The sequence below is a fragment of the Algoriphagus zhangzhouensis genome, assembly GCF_900148515.1.
Classification (GTDB): domain Bacteria; phylum Bacteroidota; class Bacteroidia; order Cytophagales; family Cyclobacteriaceae; genus Algoriphagus; species Algoriphagus zhangzhouensis.
This window is the reverse complement of sequence record NZ_FRXN01000006.1, coordinates 138,730-157,072: the sequence shown is the minus strand read 5'-3', so window position 1 is coordinate 157,072 and position 18,343 is coordinate 138,730. Positions and strand designations below refer to the sequence as shown.

16 protein-coding genes are annotated in these 18,343 nt (G+C 40.6%); 8 read left to right on the top strand and 8 right to left on the bottom strand.

The genetic code is table 11. The features are described 5' to 3' along the window. Window positions 1-60: 60 nt before the first annotated feature. The 3 genes from BUF13_RS18505 to BUF13_RS18495 all read right to left on the bottom strand — a co-directional run bounded on the left by BUF13_RS18505 (window position 61) and on the right by BUF13_RS18495 (window position 3,727). Window positions 61-930, bottom strand: a complete 870-nt coding sequence (locus BUF13_RS18505) for a sugar phosphate isomerase/epimerase family protein (RefSeq protein WP_073573309.1) — start codon at window positions 928-930, stop codon at window positions 61-63. Further along, window positions 927-2,630 carry a GMC oxidoreductase gene (locus BUF13_RS18500; protein WP_073573308.1) on the bottom strand — a complete coding sequence of 568 codons (1,704 nt, stop codon included), beginning with the start codon at window positions 2,628-2,630 and terminating at the stop codon, window positions 927-929. The genes BUF13_RS18505 and BUF13_RS18500 overlap by 4 nt, the downstream gene beginning before the upstream one ends. 113 nt (window positions 2,631-2,743) lie before the next feature. Beyond that, complete coding sequence (locus tag BUF13_RS18495; protein WP_073573307.1) at window positions 2,744-3,727, bottom strand: SMP-30/gluconolactonase/LRE family protein; 984 nt, start codon at window positions 3,725-3,727, stop codon at window positions 2,744-2,746. 35 nt (window positions 3,728-3,762) lie between these two features. Between BUF13_RS18495 and BUF13_RS18490 the strand changes: the two genes are divergently transcribed. Further along, window positions 3,763-5,202 carry a sulfatase gene (locus tag BUF13_RS18490; RefSeq protein ID WP_134204587.1) on the top strand — a complete coding sequence of 480 codons (1,440 nt, stop codon included), beginning with the start codon at window positions 3,763-3,765 and terminating at the stop codon, window positions 5,200-5,202. A gap of 167 nt (window positions 5,203-5,369) precedes the next feature. On the opposite strand, the gene BUF13_RS18485 is transcribed toward BUF13_RS18490, so the two are convergent. The 3 genes from BUF13_RS18485 to BUF13_RS18480 are packed head-to-tail and all read right to left on the bottom strand — an operon-like array spanning window position 5,370 to window position 8,189. Beyond that, the gene (locus tag BUF13_RS18485) at window positions 5,370-6,599 is read right to left on the bottom strand and encodes a sugar isomerase (protein WP_073573306.1); all 1,230 of its coding nucleotides are present in this window, start codon (window positions 6,597-6,599) and stop codon (window positions 5,370-5,372) included. A gap of 22 nt (window positions 6,600-6,621) precedes the next feature. Further along, the gene (locus tag BUF13_RS20695) at window positions 6,622-6,792 is read right to left on the bottom strand and encodes a hypothetical protein (protein WP_166669857.1); all 171 of its coding nucleotides are present in this window, start codon (window positions 6,790-6,792) and stop codon (window positions 6,622-6,624) included. Continuing rightward, window positions 6,789-8,189, bottom strand: coding sequence for a purine-cytosine permease family protein (locus BUF13_RS18480; RefSeq protein WP_073573305.1), 1,401 nt, complete (start codon window positions 8,187-8,189; stop codon window positions 6,789-6,791). The genes BUF13_RS20695 and BUF13_RS18480 overlap by 4 nt, the downstream gene beginning before the upstream one ends. Window positions 8,190-8,331: 142 nt before the next feature. On the opposite strand from BUF13_RS18480, the gene BUF13_RS18475 reads away from it, so the two are divergent. The 6 genes from BUF13_RS18475 to BUF13_RS18450 are packed head-to-tail and all read left to right on the top strand — an operon-like array spanning window position 8,332 to window position 15,551. Continuing rightward, complete coding sequence (locus BUF13_RS18475; RefSeq protein ID WP_073573304.1) at window positions 8,332-10,452, top strand: bifunctional aldolase/short-chain dehydrogenase; 2,121 nt, start codon at window positions 8,332-8,334, stop codon at window positions 10,450-10,452. A 32-nt stretch (window positions 10,453-10,484) separates the two neighbouring features. Beyond that, on the top strand, window positions 10,485-11,522 hold the full coding sequence (locus tag BUF13_RS18470) for a GntR family transcriptional regulator (protein ID WP_083586520.1): 1,038 nt from the start codon (window positions 10,485-10,487) through the stop codon (window positions 11,520-11,522). A gap of 15 nt (window positions 11,523-11,537) precedes the next feature. Beyond that, on the top strand, window positions 11,538-12,872 hold the full coding sequence (locus BUF13_RS18465; RefSeq protein WP_073573302.1) for an FGGY-family carbohydrate kinase: 1,335 nt from the start codon (window positions 11,538-11,540) through the stop codon (window positions 12,870-12,872). Between the two features lie 11 nt (window positions 12,873-12,883). After that, window positions 12,884-13,639 carry a (Fe-S)-binding protein gene (locus BUF13_RS18460; RefSeq protein WP_073573301.1) on the top strand — a complete coding sequence of 252 codons (756 nt, stop codon included), beginning with the start codon at window positions 12,884-12,886 and terminating at the stop codon, window positions 13,637-13,639. Then, window positions 13,636-14,994: a lactate utilization protein B gene (locus tag BUF13_RS18455; protein WP_073573300.1), complete on the top strand. Its 1,359-nt coding sequence runs from the start codon at window positions 13,636-13,638 to the stop codon at window positions 14,992-14,994. The genes BUF13_RS18460 and BUF13_RS18455 overlap by 4 nt, the downstream gene beginning before the upstream one ends. Further along, window positions 14,991-15,551 carry a LutC/YkgG family protein gene (locus BUF13_RS18450; protein WP_073573299.1) on the top strand — a complete coding sequence of 187 codons (561 nt, stop codon included), beginning with the start codon at window positions 14,991-14,993 and terminating at the stop codon, window positions 15,549-15,551. The genes BUF13_RS18455 and BUF13_RS18450 overlap by 4 nt, the downstream gene beginning before the upstream one ends. 281 nt (window positions 15,552-15,832) lie before the next feature. On the opposite strand, the gene BUF13_RS18445 is transcribed toward BUF13_RS18450, so the two are convergent. Together BUF13_RS18445 and BUF13_RS18440 are read right to left on the bottom strand one after the other, a co-directional pair. Beyond that, on the bottom strand, window positions 15,833-16,213 hold the full coding sequence (locus BUF13_RS18445; RefSeq protein WP_073573298.1) for a VOC family protein: 381 nt from the start codon (window positions 16,211-16,213) through the stop codon (window positions 15,833-15,835). Between the two features lie 47 nt (window positions 16,214-16,260). Beyond that, window positions 16,261-17,250 carry an NHL repeat-containing protein gene (locus tag BUF13_RS18440; RefSeq protein WP_243839774.1) on the bottom strand — a complete coding sequence of 330 codons (990 nt, stop codon included), beginning with the start codon at window positions 17,248-17,250 and terminating at the stop codon, window positions 16,261-16,263. Window positions 17,251-17,468: 218 nt separating this feature from the next. On the opposite strand from BUF13_RS18440, the gene BUF13_RS18435 reads away from it, so the two are divergent. Then, window positions 17,469-18,296: a sugar phosphate isomerase/epimerase family protein gene (locus BUF13_RS18435; protein WP_073573490.1), complete on the top strand. Its 828-nt coding sequence runs from the start codon at window positions 17,469-17,471 to the stop codon at window positions 18,294-18,296. Window positions 18,297-18,343 lie beyond the last annotated feature (47 nt).

Below are 18,343 nucleotides of genomic sequence, written 5' to 3'. Positions count from 1 at the left end.
AAATGGCTGATTTTGAAGTAATTAATGATTGAAATAGAATTACTAATGCATATTTCAGGTTTAATACTTCAATGATTTCAAATAGGCAATACTTTTTGGCAAAGCCTCTATCTCGTGATCTCCTTCATCTTCGATAAACATGTGCTTGATCCCAATTTTATTAGCAGCTTTTAGGATAGCAGGAAAATCAAGTTCTCCCTGACCCAATGGAACGTCATTCTCAGGACCAGTAAGACCAGTCATATCTTTTGGAGCTCCTTTTCTGAAATCCTTCAAGTGCAACGAAACCCAACGGTCTCCATATTTTTCTAAAAGGCCTGCTGGATCACCTCCCCCAAAATGAGTCCACATTACATCCATTTGTAGAGAGACATATTTTGGATCAGTATTCTCCACCATGTAGTCAAACAAGGTTCCATCTTCATAAGGTTGGAATTCATATCCGTGCACGTGGTATTTGAATATGATTCCATTTTCTTTCAAGACTTTCCCTCCTTCATTGAAAGCTTTGATCGCTCGATCGGCATTTTCTTTGGAAAAAGCACCTCGATTATGGGGAATCCATGCACACATCACATATTTCGCACCTAGTGCTTTTGCTCGATCTGCCACCGCTTGTGGATCTGATTCTAATTGCTCAAAACCAGTTCCTGTGGATGGAATACTGATTCCCCGATTATTGAGCATTTTTTTGAATTCCTCTGGACTCACTCCTTTAGGAGCTCCGCCTTCAAATTCTTTAAAACCCATTTTCTGAATGATATCTAGCGTGGGCTCTACTCCATTTTCCCAATGGTTTCGGAATGTGTAAGAAGCTATACCCAAGGGTACTTGAAACAAAGGATCACCTTTCTTTTGTGCCTGATTTTCTTTTGGAAATAGAAAGAGAAAACTCAACAAAAGGATCAAACTGAAATATTGCTTGTTCATAGATTCATTTTTTTCAATTCATCGACTGCATAATTTGCCGCTCGAGCAGTCAAGGTCATAAACATTAAAGTAGGATTTTGGGTACTGGTACTTGTCATGCAGGCTCCATCTGAAACAAAAACATTAGGACAGGCATGCAATTGATTATACTTATTGAGCAAGGAAGTCTTGCGATCATGTCCCATTCTAACTCCTCCCATCTCATGAATATCTGATCCTGGAGGATTGCCGGAATCTCTTACCGAAATGTTTTTAAAGCCCATTTTCTCAAACATCTCTTGCTGCTGCTCCATGAAATCCTTTGTCATTTTATCATCGTTCTCTTTCCACTCCACAGACATGACAATCTTCGGAATTCCATATTTATCTGTTTCGGTTTCACTTAACCGCATATGATTATCTTCCTCTAGGACCATCTCTCCTTGCATCCAAGCAGACATAGTCCAGACTCCATATTCCTTATTCAGCAAATTATCTCTTAACTGATGTCCGATCATACTTGTATCAGAGCCTAACCTACGACTTCCAGACATTCCTATCGCATAGCCTCTCAGGAAATCAGTATCTTGTTTGAAAACATTTCTAAATCTTGGAACATAAGCATGTCCAGGATGCTGGCCTACCGGTGCTTTGTCGAAAAAGCCCTCATAGGTAGCAGATCCACCACCACGATAGTTATGGCTTCCTAGATACTTACCCAAAAGACCATTGTCATTTCCTAAACCGGCAGGAAATCGATTAGATTTTGAGTTTAATAAAATCGCATTGGAATTAATCGTTGAGGCATTGACGAAGATTATTTTGGAATAAAACTCCATCGCTTCTTTGGTATGTCTATCAATGATTCGGACTCCAATTGCTTTTCCCTTTTCTTCATCATAAATAATGGACTCCACCACAGAATCTGGTCTAATGGTCAGATTCCCTGTTTTCTCTGCCCAAGGGATTGTTGCAGCATTGGAGGAAAAATACCCTCCATAAATACAGCCTCTGCGACACATTTTCTGATTTTGACATTGATTACGTCCCTGCTGCTTATGGATTTCCTGAGGGTCGGTGAGGTGAGCCATCCTCCCTTGGATCAAATGGCGGTTTCCATAAAGTGTCTTCAATTGGTCGGAGTAATACTTTTCAATACAACTCAATTCAAAGCCAGGCTGAACCACCTGATCCGGAAGTTCTGCCAAACCATCTTGACTTCCACAAAATCCGGCAAAAGTCTCAACATGACGAAACCAAGGCTCTAAATCTTTATATCGAATTGGCCAATCCACTGCAAAACCATCTCGAGCGGGCCCTTCAAAATCGTAATCGGACCATCTTTGAGTTCCGCGAGCCCATAATAGTGATTTTCCACCGACATGATATCCTCTAAACCAACGAAATGGTTTTTCTTCGATATAAGGTTGTTCATCCTCTGCCAAAGCCCAATGCATGGTCTCCTCCGTTTGCCATCTTCCCGCACTTAAGCCCGATCTTTTGTCAATGGGAACTGTACCTCTAAATTCAAATTCCCAAGGTGCTTTGCTGGCTGTCGGATAGTCCTCAATATGACGAACCATTCGCCCTCTTTCCAGGACGAGGGTCTTGAGGCCTTTTTCACAGAGTTCTTTTGCAGCCCATCCACCACTTGCGCCTGATCCGATTACTATCGCATCATAAGTGGTTTCTTTTTTGGCTTTCAAATTTAGATTTGACATGGTCAGATTGGGTATTAAGTTTCGTTGGAGAAAAAATCATATTTGACTGATTTCTACCAGTTAATACCATATAAATGGTAGAAAATCGCTTTGAAATAGATTGAATTTATCCGCTACTTGAGAAATATCCTCATCAAGAAAGAATCTGCAGTCATATACAAAAACCTCTCTTCAGGATCAAAAGTACAGTTGGCAGTTGCTTCTCCGGTTAGGATTGTTCCTAAGTGTTTTCCATCAGGACTGATTACCAAAACTCCTCCAGGACCTGTAGCAAACAAAGTTCCTGAAGAATGAACCGTCAATCCATCAGGCAATCCTTTTTTCTCTTCGGATTGAAGATGGGTAACATCCAGGATCATTTTACCTCCAATCACATCCCCATTTCCATCCAGATCAAAGGAATAGTATCTGGCTTTTTCAGGATCTGATTGTCCTATGTAAAGTGTTTTTTGATCAGGACTCAGCCCAATTCCATTGGGACGGGAAAGACTATCAATCAGCAAAATCAACTCTCCGTCAGGATCAACTCTGTAAACACCCTGAAAATCCAACTCTTTTTCATCCCAAGGATCCATGCCATAGGGTGGATCTGTGAAAAACAATTGTCCTTTGGAATTATAAATCAAGTCATTAGGGCTATTCAATTTCTTACTTTCATAGGACTGAGCAATAGGTTCAAACTCAGGTTTAGGATCATTCAATGAAGAAATCATTTTGGCAACCTGTCTTTCACCATGCTGACACAAAACCAATTCGCCCGATTCATTTAAAATCAACCCATTTGCCCCAGGTTCATTTTTATCAGTTCTCTCACCCAAATACCCAGAAGGCTCCAAAAATAGACTGACTCCATTGAGCTCCGACCATTGCCATATTTTGTTTTTGGGAACATCTGTGAAAATCAAAGCCTCCTGGTCGGGAAGCCAAAGAGGCCCCTCAGCCCAATCAAATCCCGCTGCCAAGACCTCCGCTTGAGAGTTTTCAGAAAAAAATGATTCCATCTCAGGGTCTAAAATTTCAAGAGATTCATCTGACTCATTTGGGGAGGCACAGGATAGAAGTATGAGAAAAAAAAGGGATTTTGGGTTAAGTTTCATAGATCAGTAGCTTCTTTTACCCAATTTAACTCAAAGTGAATAAGACCACCATCCTTTCGAATAGAAATTTGATTCTTAGACTTTTAGTCTTTTTCCTCTTCTCAACCATCACCTCCTCTTTTGCTCAAAATCCTGAACAACCCAATATTATTTTCATTTTGACGGATGATCTAGGCTATACTGATTTACCAGCTTATGGGAATCCTTTTCAAGAAGCCCCAAACCTTGACTTTTTGGCTGAAAATGGACTAAAATTCACTGATGCCTATTCATCAAGTCCTGTTTGCTCCCCTTCCCGCGCAGGGATATTGACAGGAATTCATTCTACTCGATATCACCTCACCAATTTTATTGCAGGAAATAGAAAAGCTGACAGCTTATCCATCGACCCTGCAAATTGGAACCCATTTCTAGAAGGAAAGCAGGTGACTTTAGCTGAACTATTTAAAGAAAAAGGCTACCAAACCGCCATGATTGGAAAGTGGCATCTTGGAAACGAGGAAGATCAAACTCCATGGGCTCAAGGCTTTGATTTTTCAAGAATGATCGGAAAAAATGGCTTGGATTATTACAATTATGGGGTTTTCGAAGACAGCTATCAGAATATATTCTTGGACTCAGGAAAGCATTATCTAACTGACAAGCTTACTGCTTATGCTTTAGATTTTTTGGATAAAAAAGAAAGTCAAAAGCCCTTTTTCCTCTACCTGAGTTATTCTGCGCCTCATGTATTTGTCGTTCCACGAGGAGATAAAGTAAGTAAGTACCTTAGGAAATACGAGAAGTTTGACGGAAAGTATAATCCCTATTATGCAGCAATGATTGAGTCTGTTGATGATGGAATCGGGTTAATTTTGGAAGAACTTAAATCACAAGGACTTGACAAGAATACTTTGATCATTTTCACCTCAGATAATGGAGGAGTTGGACTTCCAGAACTTGGACCAACCCCAACGAATTTAGATCCTTTAAAGAAATGGAAAGGTCATCCCTATGAGGGCGGAATCAGAGTTCCATTGATTACCTATTGGCCTGAAAAAATCAAACCGGGAGTCACCTCATACGCAACAAGCAATTTGGATTTGGCTCCTACATTTGCAAAAATCGCGGGTCTGAATCCTCAAAAAGCCTGGGATGGGCAAAGTCTGAGTTCAATCCTATTTGACAACAGAGATCAAGAGAGAGAAAGTGATCTATTCTGGCATTACCCCCACTTTTCCAATCAATTGGGAATGCCCGCAGCGGCGATTCGGTCTGGAGATTGGAAATTGGTATTGCACTATGAAAATCAAAAAACGGAACTTTACAATTTAAAAAATGACCTTTCCGAAGAGCTTGATTTGAGCAAAGAAAACCCAACCAAAGTAAGGGAACTCTACGGTAAACTTTATAAATGGCTAGAAGAAACAAAGGCCAACCTACCGATTTCCAAATCGACAGGTCAGCCCATTATTTTAACCCGGATTATGCAATAGGTTTCGTCATGAAGGCATTAATCGCAAGAAAATCAGGCTGTTTGGAAACTGAGGCATAGCACCCCTATGGTGCAGTTGAAAACAGCAATGTAATGTCTGATTTTGAAGCAATTAATGGATGGAATAGAATTGCTATTGCATATTTCGGGTTTAAAATCCAGTTTGGATTAAAGCCCAGTTGCTTGAGAGTTTTTCCCTCTCTGAGAAATTAGCTTTTCCCTGATCTTTTCGGTTCTATAATAATCCAGAGGCGATTCAACTCCGCCGGATTGAAGTCTTGCTTCCTTAACCAAAGGTCTTACATCAGTCAAGAATGCATCTTGAAGGATTTCCTGAGCACCAACTGTGTCACCACTCATCTGACATTGGGTTAATTTCTCCCGATCTACCAGCAATGCTTTCGCATAGGCAATCGCAATGGCTTCCAAGGCTTGGATCAAATCTTCCAAAGGATCCTTGGTGTTATGACTTGCATCAATCATCCAAGAAATGCTTTCCCAAGCCTGTGCTCCATCCTCTGCACCACCAATCAATTCGCAAAAAATCAAGAATAATTGATAGGGCTTAATGCTTCCTGTACTCAAATCATCGTCACCATATTTGCTGTCATTGAAGTGGAAGCCAGCCAACATATCCTGATGCATCAATGTCGCCACGATCTGTTCAATATTGGTATTTGGAAGATGGTGTCCCAAATCCACCAAGACTTTGGCCTGATCTCCCAATTGCTTGCAAAGGAATGAGGAAGTCCCCCAATCAGGGATTACGGTATGATAAAAGTTTGGCTCATAAGGCTTGTACTCCAAAAGCAGTTTCCAATCTGACGGTAAATCCTTATAAATTGCCTGAAGAGATTCGTAAGTCCATTGAAGTGCTTTTCTAATACTTGCCTGACCTGGGAAATTACTTCCGTCAGCCAACCAAACTGTCAGACCTTTGCTTCCCAAGCTTTTTCCAATTTCAATTACTTGCTTATTATGATCTACTGCTTGTTGGCGTATAGTTGAATCAGAATTACTCAGAGAGCCCATTTTATAGGTCAAATCCTGCCCATAATCTTGGAATGTATTGGAATTCATTGCATCAAAGCTAATTTCCAAACTTTGAGCTTTTTGTTTTATTGCCTCCACATCTTCAGGAATATCCCATGGGATATGAAGTGAAACAGCATCAGTCTTTTTGGTCAACTTGGCAAGCAAACCAATATCTTCTAGCTTTTCTTCCAAATTTCTGGGCTCTCCTCCAATGGAAAATCTACCGAAACGAGTTCCTCCAGCACCTAAGGCCCAGCTAGGAACTGCTATTTGAAAAGCTGAAATTTTTGAAAGTATATCTGAAACAGATTTTCCTTTATTTTCCAGAATACTGGAAAGCAATTGAAATTCACTTGAAGGCATATGAAGGTGTTTTAATCTATTATTAGGCTTTTGAATTTACCCAAAATGGAGCAGAAACAAACCACATGAACATTCCTACTCCCATGTAAATTTTGGCAGAATCCAATTCCACACTTCCCAAATAAAACATGATTGGAGGAACAATTGTCAAGGCTAAACCAGCGAAAGAAACGATTTTAGTCAGGATTTTCATGCGATCAGCTGTTTCTTAAGTGGATACTGAATTCGGGAAAGCACAACAAATATGGCAACTGCTACAAACCATCCTGGTAGACCTAAAAAGAAGATATCTACCCCGTAGGAGAAGTTCAGGAATAGACAGAAGGCCAAGGTCAAGATCCAAGACAAAAATGCAGGCATACTAAAATTGGCATGAGAGTTCAATGCTTGTTCATCCTGAAATCCGAATTTTTTGGAGAAATAAAAATCCGCAAAAATCACGGCTCCCATAGGCATCAACAGCAACCCATAAAGCGCGACAAAATCCAATAATCTCATCACTAAAGCCGGGAAGCAAGCTGCCAAACTTGTGATTCCACCTACAATGGCTGTGATTTTCCAAGAAGGAACTTTAGGAAAAATCCCTTGTAGGGCAAGACCTGCCCGATAAATTGTCGGATTGGCAGTTGTCCATCCAGCAACGACCACACAGACAGCCCCAGCCAAGCCTAAAGTCTGATAGGCAATGGCTCCTGGCGCAAATTCCTGAGATGCAGCATTAGCTTGAAGAAAAACCGCATATAGAATCCCTGATGCCAACCAAGCTAGAAAATGGCCTAAATACACTCCTGCAAAGGTCAAGAAACCATATTTCCAAGATTTTGCAAATCTCAGAATGGTCAAATCTGACATTCCAATATGCATGGCCATATTACAAAACCATGCAAAGAATATAATATGCCAAATAGTAAACTTGGACATACCAGTCATCGGGACACCCGTCCAGATTACCTCATTCGCTGTTGCGATTAGGCTATCAAATGAGCTCACTCCCAATTGGGCTAAGCCGACAATTCCAGCTGCTGCAAATATCAAAATCATCCACGGAGACATGATATTTGCAAATTTGGATACTTGGGAATAGCCTTGGATTGCCACCAAAGTGATGATGGCTCCCATTAGCAAAACCGTTATCACCCAGCCGGATGTCCTTGGCATCCAGTCTGTCAAAGTCGGCATTTCCAAATTGAAAGGAATTCCAACAGCGGTGGCCGAGACGGCTATCATGGAGCCTGCCAAAAAGCAAAACATTAGGGCATTGACAAGGTTATACCAATTGACGACGCCTTTGCCTGCGATCCTTTCCAACTGATAATATAAAGTAAAGCGTTTCTTGACAGCAATAGGAGCTGTGATCAGTCCCCAACTTAAAACTGCTAAAAGGTTTCCTATTAAAAGTCCGACAAATAAGTCTCCGGCTGAAACGCCATGTGCTACAAAGAGAGGCCCGATGACAAACTCGGTTCCTGCTGCATGCTCCCCAGCATACATTCCCAAGAAACCCTTGCTACCCTTTAGTCTGTCATCGGGAACTGAAACTCGTTCAAACTCCTCCCTAGCTACTATCTTCTTAAATAATGTATTCTTCATTGAGTGATTTGCAAACAAGTTGTTAACAAACTCCTAATCAACTATCCTGTACTGTCTCAATAAAAAGCCGTATTTTCAAGACACCACAGGACACACTTTGGGCATATTTCTTACAAATTCGTATAAGCTAAAATACCAAAATATGACGATGAAAACCCAGAACTTTAAACATGTCTCTTACCTCTGGGACGAAAAAGTTGCAAATGAATTAGAAGGAAAAGAAGTAGATCTTTTGATCTATAGATCCAACATTCTAGGTTCAGATTTACGCATTACAAACTATGGAGGAGGAAATACCTCTTGCAAAACCTATGAAAAAGACCCTTTGACAGGTGAAGAGGTAGAAATCATGTGGGTGAAAGGTTCCGGCGGAGACATAGGAACACTTACTAAGGCAGGATTGGCCGGACTTTATGTAGACAAGCTTCGCTCGCTGGAGTCTGTATATAGAGGTCTGGAATTCGAAGATGAAATGGTAGAACTTTTCAACCATTGTATCTATGATTTGAAATCCAAGGCTCCATCTATTGATACGCCTTTGCACTCATTCTTACCATTCAAGCATATCGATCATCTACACCCTGATGCGGCTATAGCAATCGCAGCATCTAAGGATGGCGAAAAGATCACCAAAGATCTGTGGAATGGTAGCATTGCTTGGGTTCCATGGCAAAAGCCAGGATTCGATTTGGGACTTCAGCTTCGAGACGCGCTGAATGCAAACCCTGGAATCCGAGGTATTATGCTAGGAGGACATGGCTTGTTCACTTGGGGTGACACTGCCTATGATTGCTATATGAATAGCTTGGATGTAATTGAGACGGCATCCAGATATTTGGAAGATCATTATGGAAAAACTCGCCCAGTTTTCGGTGGAGAGAAAGTTCAATCTTTGGCACCTGATCAAAGAAAAAGTCAAGCAGCTATTCTTGCTCCGATCCTAAGAGGTTTGGCTTCTTCTGAAAAATTGATGGTTGGAACATTCAATGACTCTGACACTGTCCTACAATTCATCAATAGCCATGATCTTAATAAATTAGCTCCAATGGGTACAAGTTGCCCAGATCACTTTTTGAGAACGAAAATTTCTCCTTTGGTATTGGATTTAGCTCCAGATGCTGATTTATCTGATAGTGTAGCCATCAAACAATCTTTCGAAAAAGCTTTTGAAGATTATCGTGCGATGTATGCTTCCTATTATGAAAACCACAAGCATCCAAACAGTCCGGCTATGAGAGACCCGAATCCGGTAATCATCCTTTGGCCAGGTGTTGGTTTGTTCAGCTACGCAAAAGACAAGCAAACTAGCCGTGTTGCTAGCGAATTCTATATCAATGCGATCAATGTGATGCGCGGAGCTGAAGCAGTTTCAGAATATGTTTCTCTTCCTCTTCAGGAGGCTTTCAATATTGAATACTGGTTACTAGAAGAAGCGAAGCTTCAGAGAATGCCAAAAGAAAAGCCCCTTTCCAGAAAGATTGCTTTGGTAACAGGAAGTGCTGGAGGAATCGGAAAAGGTATCGCAGAAAAATTCGTTCAAGAAGGAGCATGCGTGGTATTGACAGACATCGATGCAGGTAGGCTCGACTCAGCACTAAACGAGTTCACTGGTAAGTATGGAAAAGATATCGTACACGGAGTTCTTTTGGATGTAACTGACACCGACAGCCTTGCAAAAGCTATTCAATCTACTTGTCTGAAATATGGCGGAGTGGACATCATTGTCAACAATGCTGGAATCAGCATTTCCAGAAAATTCGAAGAGCACAGCGACCAGGATTGGGACAGACTTCACAATATTCTGGTAATGGGTCAATACCATGTATCAAAAGCTGGAGTGGATTTGATGAGAAAACAGGGCACTGGAGGCGATGTAGTGAACATTGTAAGTAAAAACGCTTTGGTAGCCGGCCCAAAAAATGTAGCTTATGGTACAACCAAAGCTGCTCAGCTGCACATGTCAAGATTGATGGCAGCTGAATTAGCAGAAGATAAGATTAAAGTCAATGTAGTCAATCCGGACGCAGTGATTGAAAGCTCCAACATCTGGGAAGGTGGATGGGCTGAAAATCGCGCCAAAGCTTATGGTATTGATGTCAAAGACTTGCCACAATATTACGCCAACAGAACACTTCTAAAAGAAAGTGTCAAGGTAGAGGACATTGCCAATGCGGCATTTGCCTTTGTCGGAGGTCTGTTGTCCAAATCAACCGGAAACATGCTGAATGTAGACGGCGGATTGGCAGCAGCATTTCCGAGATAAAAGTATGAGTACCCAAAAACCCAGAATAACCAATGCTTTTAGACAAATCTGAAATGATACATGTAGATTCCCGTACTCCAAAATATCTACAGGTAGTCAACCTGATTTTGGAGGATATAGAAAAGGGAGAGCTGATGGTCGGGGATAGAATCCCTTCAATTAATGAAACGAGTTTTGATCTTTTATTGTCAAGAGACACCGTAGAAAAAGCCTATAACGAATTGAGAGACAGAGGAATAATCACTTCCGTTCGGGGTAAGGGCTTCTATGTGGCCTCTACCAATATGGCCTCAAAATCAAAAGTGCTTTTGCTCTTCAATAAATTGAGTTCCTACAAAAAGCTCATCTACTATTCTATTGTCGAAAGCCTGGGCGATCAAGCAACTGTTGATTTACAGATTCATCACTATAATAAGCGGCTATTCGAGGACTTCTTAGAAAGATATATAGGCAAGTACAATTATTATGTACTTGCCCCTCACTTCTTTGATCAAGAGGGACATCCAGACGCTGCTTATGAATTGATCAAGAGAATCCCAAAGGATAAACTATTGATCATTGACCGGGCTGTAAAGGGTCATGAGAATGAATTCCCTGGAATTTATCAGGATTTTAGCAAGGATATTTTCGAGGCCTTGGAGTCTGGAATTTCTCATTTGAAAAAGTACGAACGATTGATTTTGGTTTTCCCGAAAGGGGGAATGTATCCAGAGGAAATCATCGACGGCTTCAAAAAATTCTGTTTCTTCCATGATTTCAAGAATTTGGTTATCGATGGAATGGATGATGAAGAGCCATTGGAAAATGGAGAATGCTACATTGTTCTTTCAGAATCGGATTTGGTTAGTGTGGTAAAAAAATCCAGAGAGCAATCCCTGTGTCTTGGTAAGAATATCGGTTTGATTTCTTACAATGACACTCCATTGAAAGAAATATTGGCAGAAGGAATCACTACTGTTTCTACTGATTTTGTCCATATGGGCAAATCAATCGCTGAGCAAATCCTAGGTTCCGAAGATAGAATTCCAATCAAAAATCCATTTAGGCTAACCATCCGAAAATCTCTATAGAATTAAGTTTTTACCATGCCCAAAATCCCGGTTACTGCTGTTTTTGACATTGGCAAGACCAACAAGAAATTCTTTCTTTTTGACGAATCATTAAATGAAGTTTGGAACACCTACACTCGTCTGGATTCAATTCCAGATGAGGATGGTTTCCCTGCCGAACCGGTTCTCCCGATGAGGGATTGGATGATCGAAACCTTCAAAAAGGCTCTGGAATCCGAGCAATATGAAATCAAAAAATTAAACTTCTCTGGACATGGAGCCTCCTTTGTCCATGTAGATGAAACTGGAGAGCCAGTCACTCCACTTTACGATTACCTAAAGCCTTACCCTGAGGATTTATTAAAAAAATTCTACGCTCAAAATGGTGGCAAGATGGATTTCTGTAAGCAGACTTCCTCCCCTCCATTGGCGATGCTCAACTCTGGACTCCAGATATATTTCATCAAGCATTCCAAACCTGAGCTTTATAAAAAGATCAAATACAGCCTTCATTTACCCCAATATCTGAGCATGATTTTCACGGGCCAAATGGTCTCTGATTATACCAGCATTGGATGTCATACGGGATTGTGGGATTTTGAGAAAATGGATTACCATGACTGGGTGAAAAATGAAGAAATAGACAAGCTACTTCCTCCTATTTTACCTGGAAACTCTCTTTTACAAACCAAGGAAGAGTTTGGCAGTATTCCTTGTGGAATTGGAGTTCATGATTCTTCTGGTGCACTTCTTCCCTACCTCAGTCAAGAAAGTAACGAATTCGCTCTGTTGTCAACAGGCACATGGGCGATCAGCATCAATCCTTTCAACAAATCTAAGTTGACCAAAAAACAATTGAAGCAGGATTGCCTTCAGTTTTTGAGCATTCAAGGTCAACCCATCAAGATCTCCAGACTCTTTATTGGAGAAGAGCACAAGTATCAGATTGATGAAATGTACAGCTTCTGGGAACTTCCCCAGGGCACCTACAAAAAATTAAAGTTTGACAATAGCCTATATGAAAAAGCTAAGAATGAGTCAAAAAAGCGAATACATTTTCACTACCTGAAGCCGGAGGATTACGATATTCCACAAGCGGCTTGCTCCGACTGGGCAAGTTTTGAGAATTTTGAGTCTGCGTATTATACTTTCATCCACGAATTGACCGATCTTCAGGTAGCTTCACTCAGCCTCGTTTTGGAAGATTCGAATGTCAAAAAGCTCTACGTGGATGGAGGATTTAATGCAAATGACATTTTCCTATCCATGCTTCGAATTAAACTACCTGCCCTCGAAATTATCCCAAGTGATTTTCCAAATGGATCCGCATTAGGAGCTGCTATGCTAGTGAATTCGAGTTTTGGAAACTAAATTCGAACCCCATGTCAAATCAAACACCCCATGTTGGCCTTTTTATTCCCTGCTACGTGGATCAATTTTATCCAAACGTAGGGATTGCCAGCTTAGAATTACTTGAAAAATTAGGCTGCAAAGTCAGCTATCCTCAAAACCAAACCTGCTGTGGCCAGCCGCTCGCAAACTCTGGCTATGAGAGAGATACCATTGGAAGCAGTGAGCATTTCATCAAGACTTTCGGAGAATTCGATTATGTAGTCGCTCCTTCGGGAAGTTGCATCATGCACGTGAAAGAACATTTCCCGCCAGAATTCCTTGATCAAAATGCTTACAAAGAGCTTCAGGGAAAAGTATATGAATTGACAGAATTTATTACGGACGTTTTAAAAGCTGAAATCAAGGGAAAATTCCCACACCGAATCGGATATCATTCTTCCTGCCATGGATTAAGAGGACTTCGATTAGGAGCATCTACCGAGTTAAATGTCTCTCCATTTAATAAAGCCAAACAGTTACTTCAAGGACTGGATGGATTAGACTGGGTAGAATTGACCCGAAAAGATGAGTGTTGTGGTTTTGGAGGAACTTTCGCTGTAAGTGAGGAAGCTCTTTCTGTTCAAATGGGAAAAGACCGATTGGCAGATCACCTGGAAAAAGATGTTGAGATTCTTACTGGTGGAGACATGTCCTGCATTATGCACCTGCAGGGGATATCCTCGAGGAATAAGCAGCCGCTTAAATTCATGCATATTGCCGAAATCTTAAACCAAGCTATTCAATGAGTCACCCATCGAAAGCAGCGGAATTTTTGAAGGATCAGGCCAAAAGTCATTGGCATGATGAGACCCTTTGGTTTGTCCGAGATAAACGAGATAAAATTTCAAAGTCGATCCCTGAGTGGGAAAACTTGAGAACAATAGCTTCTGGACTGAAAGACTATGTCCTCAATAATCTGGACACACTTCTATTGGACTTTGAGGCAAATGCCAAAAAGAATGGGATCCATGTTCACTGGGCTGTCAATGCCGAAGAGCATAACCAGATTGTCCATTCAATTTTGGAAAAGCATGATTGCAAAGCAATCGTCAAGAGTAAATCGATCCTAACCGAAGAATGCCATCTCAATCCTTATTTGGAGAAAAGAGGAGTGGAAGTGGTTGATACTGACTTAGGAGAGCGGATCGTTCAATTCCTTCAGCAACCCCCAAGTCATATTGTCCTTCCGGCAATTCACTTGAAGAAAGGGGACATCTCGGAGATTTTCCATGAGAAGCTCAAGACTGAAAAAGGAAATGAAGATCCAACCTATTTGACCCATGCAGCTAGACTTCATCTTAGAGAGAAATTCTTAAAGGCGAAAGTAGCTATCACCGGAGTAAACTTTGGAGTCGCTGAAACTGGTGAGTTTGTAGTCTGTACGAATGAAGGAAATGCAGATATGGGAGTACATCTAGCAGATGTACATATTGCCTGCATGGGAATTGAAAAGATCATTCCTCGAAGAAAAGACTTGGGAGTATTCCTTCGTCTTTTGGCTAGATCTGCTACCGGTCAACCTATCACCAATTACAACTCGCATTTTAGAAGTCCTGAACCAGGAAAAGAAATACACATTGTTCTTTTGGACAATGGAAGAACCCGCCAATTAGCAAGGGAAAAATTTAAAAACTCCCTTAAATGCATTCGCTGTGGTGCATGCATGAATACTTGCCCCATCTATAGAAGAAGTGGCGGATACAGTTATGGCAGTACTGTTCCAGGACCTATTGGATCAATTTTGTCGCCAGGTATTGATGTCAAAAAGTACAGCACCCTACCTTTCGCATCTACTCTTTGCGGCAGCTGCTCCGATGTTTGCCCTGTTAAAATCAACATTCATGAGCAGCTATATGAATGGCGTCAAGAAATCACCAAAGCCAATCCAGACATGGCAAAAGGAATGAGTATGAAGATGGCTAGTGGAATTTTCACCAGTCCATTGGCATACAAAATCTCTGGGAGCTTGATGAGAAAATCCTTGAAAGCGTTACCAAAGTCAATCATTTACAACCCATTGAACGTTTGGGGCAAAGAGCGAGATCTACCAAATCCTCCGAAAGAATCTTTTAAAGAATGGTATAAAAAGAACAGACCATGAGCAGTAAAGATCAGATCATTCAAGCGATTCAAAAAGTAAAATCCGATAACAAAACTCTTCCAGAAATTCCAGAATTCAGAGTTCCAGAGGACTTACTTGCCACATTTATTTTATCCATTGAAGGCAATAAAGGTCAGGTGATTTCCAAAGAAGATTTTCAATCTTGGATGGAAGAAAAAGGTTACTCCAAGATTCTTTCTAATTCAGAAAGACTTGAAGTTTCTTCCTCTCAAATTCTTCCTTCTGATCCTCATGAATTGGCGGAACTGGAGCTGGCTATCTTGGATGGACAATGGGCGGCAGCAGAAAATGGAGCCATTTGGCTGGATGACACTCAGTTAAAATTAAGAGCTATTCCTTTTATCACAGAGCATTTGGTCATAACCGTACCTGAATCGAATATCCTCGGAAATATGCATCAAGCATATGAAAAAATAGGAGCGCAACATTCAGGCTTTGGAGTTTTCATCGCAGGTCCATCGAAAACAGCAGATATTGAGCAATCCTTGGTAATCGGTGCTCATGGGGCAAAAAGTCTAACCGTAGTGATTATCTAGCTCATTTTCCTTTCTAGGTAAAAGACATTTAGGTTATCTCCTTGGGTTTCAAATCCCAATTTCATTTCCAGTTTATCAGCAATTTTCTTACAAATGGGCAGGATCATACCTGCCCATTTTTCTATATTGGTGCTGTATGAAGTTCTGACCTTAAACTAAAAAAGCATTAATGCACTTGATAGAAGAACAAAAATCCGAGTGGTTTTCTCCTGTAGCAAATCCAGCGAGATCAGAGACTCCTCTTTAAATATTCTATTCATTTGCCTTAAATATTTCCTTTTTTAAGCTCTGGAATGAATAGCTACTCGATTCCCTTCCGAATCAAAAAACACACCCATATACCCAATATCTTCAGCAATCAAGCGCTTAGGTATTTGCACATTCCCTCCCGCACCTTCAACTCTTCCCAGCTCAACTTCACAATTTTCTGAAGAGAAATAAATCAAACATCCAGCATGCTCACTGGTGCTGTAGAATTGCTCATGATATACAAGACTACCACCAGCTCCTTTCGAATTTTCATCCATAGGAAACCAGGCCATTTGAAAATCTCCCATCACCTGCTTATTCAATTGACAGGCAAAAACTTTCTCATAAAATCCAATGGCTCGATCCATATCTTTGACTGGAATCTCAAACCATCCAACTGTTACTGAACTCATAATATTTTGGGTTAGGAGGTGAAACAACACTCAACTTACCCAAATCCTTAGACTCGGGTAAGCTTAATTGGATATGTCTTACCTGCATTCCATTGGCAGACATAAATATTTTCATCTTGATCAATGCATACATCGTGGCAGTGTTTGAACACCGGCTCACTCTGTACCATTAATTGCAATTCGCCATTTTTATATTCTGGGGCAGTCCCTCCTGGGTTGGAAACCACTTTGTTGTTTTTATCCAAAATCGTCACAAAACCTGAGTCAGGCATTTGCTCCAAATACTTCAATCTTGACCAGCAAACTCCTGCGTATAGATTTTCACCATGAATCACAGGTCGGCAAACAAATGCTCCTGGCAAAAACATGGTTTCGATATATTCCCCATCCATAGAAAATCTTTTGAAGGAATTATGTCCACGAGACGTACAAATCAAGGTGGGAGCTGCACCTCCACGCTGATCTACAGTGATACCATGAGCAGTTTTGAATTGTGCATCACCATGGCCATCACCTCCGAATTTGCGGATGAAATTGCCATCAGAATCATAATGAAGAAAATACTGAGATCCATAACCATCAGCTATATATAAATCTCCATTTGGTGCGACCGTTGTCTCTGTTGGAGTCCATCTCATGTCCTCTGAGTAAATCCCTACTTCTTTCGGATTTTTGATTTCAGTAATGATTTTTCCATCCAATGTGGTCTTCAGTACTCTTCCTCCATTGTCTACCACCCATAGGTATTCTGCATCACCTTCATCTACGAGAGTCAAGCCATGTCCAGACTTCAATCCCAAAGTCCAGGTATCCAAAAGCTTTCCTGATTGGTCATAGATAATCACATTATTCTTCGCTTCATCAGTCAACATGATCATCCTACCTTTTCGATCCATTACCATTTCATGGCAATTGACTACAGGAACTTTGGTAGGATCCAGATTACCCCATTTCATATCGACTTTATATTTAAAGTCACCATGACCTAGGATTTGATCTTGTTTTTCGAAAAGGCTGAAATCGGGTTTAATGCTCATAGCTAATCCAATCAAGGAGGAATTTTGAATAAATTTTCTTCTGGAGTTCATAAATATTTTAAGGGTAATCGAATTTTCAGAATAATTCTCAATATGAAAAATAGGAAGAAAAGGAAGAAAAGTTATCGTTTTAGCGGTTTATCTTGTTGCTGAGCGCTTCATTTTAACATTGCATTTAAAAATTCACTAGATTGATTCTTCCCAAAATCAACCTAATCATGAATCTAAAAAAACTCTTTTTTTCACTTCTATTTTGCTTACCACTAAGCTTATCAGCCCAGCAAGTGGCGCTTCAACTTTATTCCTTGAGAAATGAAATGCCAAATGACCCTTCCAAATACCTTCAAAAGGTTTCTTCATGGGGAATTCATGCTTTGGAAGGAGGAGGTGGATACGGACTATCTGATGCGGAATACCAAGATCTGCTCCGCAAAAACAACTTAAGCATTGTCGGTGTTGGCGCTGATTACAATCAATTGACAAAAACACTCCAGCCTATCATTGAAGAAGCAAAAAAATATGGTGCCAAATACGTCACTTGCTACTGGATACCACATGCTGACGGCCCAATTACTCTGGATGAAATCAAGATTTCCACTGCTCTTTTCAACCAAGTCGGAAAGGAATTAAAGGAACATAATCTAACATTTCTTTATCATCCTCATGGATATGAGTTTGGACCAAATGGAAAAGGTGTAGTGATGGATTACATGCTCGAAAATGCGGAAGACTTTGCGTTCAACATGGATGTTTTCTGGGTAAAAATGGGAGGTGGCGATCCCTTGAAAATCATGAAAAAGTATAAAGGCAAGTTTCCAATGCTCCATCTCAAAGACAGATTGATCGGAACTCCTGGATCTAAAAACGGTCAAGGAGATGTAGAAACGAATGTAGTCCTTGGAACAGGTGATGTAGAAATTGCGAAGATTATCAAAGAGGCGAAAAAGCAAAAAACAGCCTATTTGGTAATTGAAGATGAAAGTAGCCGCTCGGTTGAGCAGATACCACTATCTGTTGCATTTATTGAAAAGGAATTGAAGAAGTAAAGAATTAAAAAAGAGGTTGTCTCATATTTCATTTTTGTCACATTGAG

What these genes read in the sequence shown, in the direction of transcription:
- BUF13_RS18505 (WP_073573309.1), bottom strand. Translation starts at nt 930, where the DNA reads ATGAACAAGCAATATTTCAGTTTGATCCTTTTGTTGAGTTTTCTCTTT.
- BUF13_RS18435 (WP_073573490.1), top strand. Translation starts at nt 17,469, where the DNA reads ATGAATCTAAAAAAACTCTTTTTTTCACTTCTATTTTGCTTACCACTA.
- BUF13_RS18465 (WP_073573302.1), top strand. Translation starts at nt 11,538, where the DNA reads ATGCCCAAAATCCCGGTTACTGCTGTTTTTGACATTGGCAAGACCAAC.
- BUF13_RS18470 (WP_083586520.1), top strand. Translation starts at nt 10,485, where the DNA reads ATGCTTTTAGACAAATCTGAAATGATACATGTAGATTCCCGTACTCCA.
- BUF13_RS18480 (WP_073573305.1), bottom strand. Translation starts at nt 8,189, where the DNA reads ATGAAGAATACATTATTTAAGAAGATAGTAGCTAGGGAGGAGTTTGAA.
- BUF13_RS18445 (WP_073573298.1), bottom strand. Translation starts at nt 16,213, where the DNA reads ATGAGTTCAGTAACAGTTGGATGGTTTGAGATTCCAGTCAAAGATATG.
- BUF13_RS18460 (WP_073573301.1), top strand. Translation starts at nt 12,884, where the DNA reads ATGTCAAATCAAACACCCCATGTTGGCCTTTTTATTCCCTGCTACGTG.
- BUF13_RS18440 (WP_243839774.1), bottom strand. Translation starts at nt 17,250, where the DNA reads ATGAGCATTAAACCCGATTTCAGCCTTTTCGAAAAACAAGATCAAATC.
- BUF13_RS18495 (WP_073573307.1), bottom strand. Translation starts at nt 3,727, where the DNA reads ATGAAACTTAACCCAAAATCCCTTTTTTTTCTCATACTTCTATCCTGT.
- BUF13_RS20695 (WP_166669857.1), bottom strand. Translation starts at nt 6,792, where the DNA reads ATGAAAATCCTGACTAAAATCGTTTCTTTCGCTGGTTTAGCCTTGACA.
- BUF13_RS18485 (WP_073573306.1), bottom strand. Translation starts at nt 6,599, where the DNA reads ATGCCTTCAAGTGAATTTCAATTGCTTTCCAGTATTCTGGAAAATAAA.
- BUF13_RS18500 (WP_073573308.1), bottom strand. Translation starts at nt 2,630, where the DNA reads ATGTCAAATCTAAATTTGAAAGCCAAAAAAGAAACCACTTATGATGCG.
- BUF13_RS18455 (WP_073573300.1), top strand. Translation starts at nt 13,636, where the DNA reads ATGAGTCACCCATCGAAAGCAGCGGAATTTTTGAAGGATCAGGCCAAA.
- BUF13_RS18475 (WP_073573304.1), top strand. Translation starts at nt 8,332, where the DNA reads ATGACGATGAAAACCCAGAACTTTAAACATGTCTCTTACCTCTGGGAC.
- BUF13_RS18450 (WP_073573299.1), top strand. Translation starts at nt 14,991, where the DNA reads ATGAGCAGTAAAGATCAGATCATTCAAGCGATTCAAAAAGTAAAATCC.